Source organism: Mesorhizobium sp. 128a, assembly GCF_053848025.1.
The window spans coordinates 1-4,618 of the sequence record NZ_JBSPKY010000057.1 but is presented as its reverse complement, the minus strand read 5'-3'; the positions used below and the strand labels follow the sequence as shown (position 1 = coordinate 4,618).

General features: G+C 64.5%; 1 protein-coding gene. It reads left to right on the top strand.

All coding sequences use genetic code 11. The features are described from left to right. Positions 1–4,419, top strand: a 4,419-nt coding sequence (locus ACWTU9_RS32895; RefSeq protein ID WP_455861963.1) for a shikimate kinase, incomplete at its 5' end; no start/stop codon positions are given. Between the last annotated feature and the right edge of the window lie 199 nt (positions 4,420–4,618).

Below are 4,618 nucleotides of genomic sequence, written 5' to 3'. Positions count from 1 at the left end.
ATGGACAGGCTCGAGGTGTTACGTGCCGCTCCCGGGTTTAAGCTCGACAACAACCTCGAGACGATGGGCAATCTTTGCGCCTCCCTGCTGCCACTGGCTCGCAGCCCGAAGCGGGCGTTGCGCTGGCACCGCAGGTCGGCGCTGAACCTGCTCAACGCCATCCAGCCGGTGGTGGAACACAAGATAGATGCCCATCTCAAGCCAGGCCAGGCCGAGCGCACCAGCGGCCCCAATGCAAGCCGCTGCCCGGCGCTTTCGATCTATCAGGTGCTCAAGACCCGGGCGGTGCTGGAGACGCTCTACCGGCGGCCCTATGTCGACGGCGACGATCTCGCCTTGCAGGCCAGGCAGGAAGAGCTGCACGGCAAGACCAGGCAGATCCTGGACAGTGCCCGCGCCCTCATCTACGCCGACCTTTCCTACATGAGCTGGAACGTGATCGCCGAGATCGAGGCGAAGGAGCCGCTCGAAGCGCTCGACACCTTCATGGCGCAGAACGCATCGATGGTCCAGGCCCAGCATGCAGCCGCCAGCTTCGATGTCCATCGGGTCCTTCAGGCCATGGACCACGAGCCGAGACCGCCGCAAGGCGATGCCGGACTGATGCGGCTGCAGGTGGTCGACATGCAAGGCCGGCCGCTGGCCAGCGAAGCCGAGTTGCGCTATTCCATTTTCCACCGCTTGACCTCGGGCGCGGTGAAGGTGGTGGCGGTGCAGCTAAAGGGAATTGCGACTGGCGCCATGCTGACACGCACGTTCACCGTGGAGGGCGTGCCCTACCGCATGGACCTGTTCGGCGGCAGCAAACTGAAGCCACCGCAAGAGAGCCTGAACAAGCTTGCCTCTCACCTGCCCTTCGCGGACGCAGAGGCCCCAAGCGGCAAGCTTTTGGCGATCCCCTATGCCGAGACGGCTCCGGGTACGGCCTTTGAGCAGCTGTCGCGGGCCTGGGCGCCGTTCAAGGAAGCCTATTACTATACCCAGCGCCGCGGATTTGCCGCGCCGCCGGGCATCCCCGACGTTGGCCCGCGTGATTATGCGCTGGAAGGGTGCTTCAAGCTGTCCCTTCTGCCCGACCGCCCCGCAGGCGCAGTGCATCCCTTCCGGTTCGAGGGGCGAGACGGCGAGATCGCCTTGCGGCCGCATGACGGCTGCGGCTTCATCAGGGCCTCACTGGCCGAGCGCATGCCGGCCATTGCCCGGGCTCGCCACGACGCTCCCGAGCGGATGCCTGCCTATGCCGATAAAAGGCAATCGGCGGTACCGACCTCGGCGCTGCAACATTATCCGCGCAGCGTCGAGGTGGCACAGGAGACCCGCGAGAAGGCTCTGGCATGGCTCGAAACCCATCAAAGCCTCACCGCCGAGGAGCTGTTCCGGACGGTCACGGGCGGGCATATCGAGGGTTCGAGCGCTGTCGCCGTGCCGTCCAGCGACGAATGCCTGCATGTGCCGACGGGCAAGAGCAAGACCTTGACCCGTGACGCTGGCGTGCTTGTCGGACGCTCCCCCTATGACAAGCCCAATCTGCGCCCGTTCGCCGCCGACCGGGTCAGGTCGGCGCGCGATGGCGATCGGACCGCGGCGTTCCTGGATCGGTGCGTGGCCTTCCAATACAGCTTCAACGTCGCGCACAGGTCGGGGGCTGGGCTTGCCGCCGACGATCCGACCTTCTTTGCCAAAGGCATCTTGATCGTTGTGCCCGACGAAATGTGGCCGGCGGACTTCGCCGAGCGCGGGGTGGTGATGTCTGCCGAGGACGTAAAGTGCCATTCGCGCTGGCTGGAGGAAAAGGACCGGGTCAAGGCCGACACCGCGCTCGAGTGCGTCGGCATCCTGCAGGCGACGGAGGTGTTCGCGCCCGGCTCTTTGGTTGCGGTTCCGAGCGCCGAACAAAAAAAGCTCGACGGCGATTTTGACGGCGACACTGTCGTCATCATCGGCGACCGGCCTCGCCTTTACGAGCATGTGCGCCAGTTCGACGCGCAGCTGCAGGCGCGCGGCATCGCCTCGATGAAGCCGCCGAAGTCGCACACGCCGGCCATTGAGAAAGGCGGCTACCAGTTCAGCCGGTCCAAGCAGATCGTGTCGGCCACCGGGCGGGTGCTGGAGACCTACAGCTGCCTGCAGCGCAACGTGCTGGCGCAGCCGCTGGAGGCGCAACGCTGGTTTGCCGAGCGTGCCATCTTCGGCACCTACGAGGGTATTCATCATGAGCTCAAGGCCGACATCCGCGCACTGTTGCAGGAAGATCGGCCGGATGGCCAGACCCTCCATGAGCTCATCGCCAGGGCGGGGGAAGACAGCAAGGCCGCCAGGCATCCGGTGGCCTGCGAACTGGCCGCCTTGCTAGTGGCCGAGCTCCAGGACTGGAACCTGCAGCTCAATAGCGAGCCGGCTCATGAGCAGTCGGACGTCAAGCAGCAGTTAGCGCGATCCGTGGCCTCAACCGGCGCGAAGCCTGCCGTCAGCGCCGACGCCGGCGCGCTCTTCCCGAAACTCAGCGAATCCTTTCCGGCAACCGCTGACGCCAGGAAGCGCATCGACTTCCTGCTCAACCACTACCAGCCGCGCATCGATCCGCGGCCCGACGGCTACAACCCGGACGATCTGCATGAAAGCGCCATCAATCTGTTGAGCGTCGGCATCAAGGTCGGCACGGACGCCTATAAGTCCGATACCGGAGCGCGGGTGTTCATGCAAAAAGCCACCGAATTGCAGCGGCTCTTGGAGCGGAGGCCGGGCTTCAAGTCGGCGCCCTATGTCAAGGCGCAGGCGGCAAAGCTCTACCAGGGCCGGTTCGACGTCGATGGCAACCTGGCGGATCTGAAGGACAACCCCACGCTGGCAGCCTCGGTCATGGAGGCCTCGATCAGACTCGCCGTCGAAAAGCGCATCCTGCCCAGCGCCTTAGCAATCTCGGCCGACGACGACCCCGCCGGCAGGATAACGCTGAGCAGCGAACAGGCCCTGGAGCGCGCCAGGCTCGAAGCCGCCCCCGCCGAAGCGCAAGAAAGGGCGATTACCGAAACTGTGCATGCGGTTGCCGAGCTTTTGCGGCAGGACGGCATCGAGGTGAAGGTGCCGCATCTTGACCAACGGTCGCGCGGGCAGGTCTGGATAGCCGACGAGTTGACCGGCCAGAGCGTGAGCGCGGGGCCGGAGGCCCAACTGGTCACCAATGCCGTGCGCCATGTCTTCGAGATCCCGGACGAGGCTTTTACGCGCGCCTTCAGGAAGGCGGCACTGGCCTTCGAGGAGCGGGACTGCAGCGAGGTCGAGACCACCAACTGGTTCATCAGGACGGGCACGCCGCGGTTACGCGGCGTTCACACGGCGTTCAGAACCGCGCAGAACTATCGCTTCGAGGTCGAGTTCCATACGCCGGCCAGTTACCGGGCCGAGCTCGCGCAGCGCACGCAGAGCGAATGCGAGCTGGTCCCCATTCCCCGTGGTGCCTGGGAGATACTACACTGGGGCTCGTCAGGAGAAAGCAGGTCGAGGGCGGCAGGGACCTCCAGGTCGCCCACCGTCGCAAGACAACAGATTGCGATCGCTCGCTCGCCGCAAGCCGGCGAGATCCTCGCGGCCCTTGGTACGCGGCCGGTCGTGCTCGTCGGCATGCCGGCGAGCGGCAAGTCGAACATCGGCGCCCAGCTTGCCAAGGAGTTGGGGGTGGAGTTTGTCGACATCGATAAGCGTATCGTCGCCGAGCACGGCAATCTGATGGAGATGTTCGCCGACCCTGGCCGCGGCGAGGCGCACTTCAGGGACCTGGAGACCAAAGAGCTCGCCAAGCAGCTGGAGAGAGGGCCCATCGTCATCGCAACCGGCGGCGGCTGCTTTGGCATGGAGTCCAATCAAGCCCTGATCCTTAATAAGGCGAGGTCGATCTGGCTCGACACCGAGCTGAAAGAGCTCCGCAAGCGCCTCAAGAAGGACACCAGCCGGCCGCTGCTGCAAGGCGCCGACATCGAGCAGAAGGTTGACCAGCTGTACGAAGAGCGCAGTCCGTTCTACCAAAAGGCCGATATCAGGTTGCCCCTCGTCCCGCCCTTTCAAAAAGAAAAGAAGGACGCCCGCATTTGCGTGAAGGAACTCTACGCTTTCCTGTGCAGCGACAGAGAAGCCGCTCTGCCCGCTGCCGAGATATCACATGTCTCCGGTGCTTCCGGCACCGCCATCAGCATGTCCCCAACAGCGCAGCGCAGGCACGATGATCATCACAATGGCTACGATTGCGGGGGCGGCGTCGTGGAAACCATCCAGGCGCCGGCGGCACCATTGAGTGAACGGGAACGGCCGCCGCCCCTCGACACCCTCACCGCCGACCCGCAGCCTTTGCTGGCCGGCAGTAACGCACGAGCGGATTTAGCATCTTCGACGAGAAGCAGAGAACGCTCAAGTCGAGGACGATAAGCTTTAGGCGGCAACAATCAAGGGTTCTTTCGCAGGTTTGGTGCAGGGCGTGGGTTCGCGCCGACCTGCGGTGCCAGCGCAACACCGGCTTCGGGCTGCGAGCCAGTGCCAGCAGGGAGGCGCAAAGATTGCCCATCGTCTCGAGGTTGTTGTCGAGCTTAGACCCGGGAGCGGCACGTAACACCTCGAGCCTGTCCAG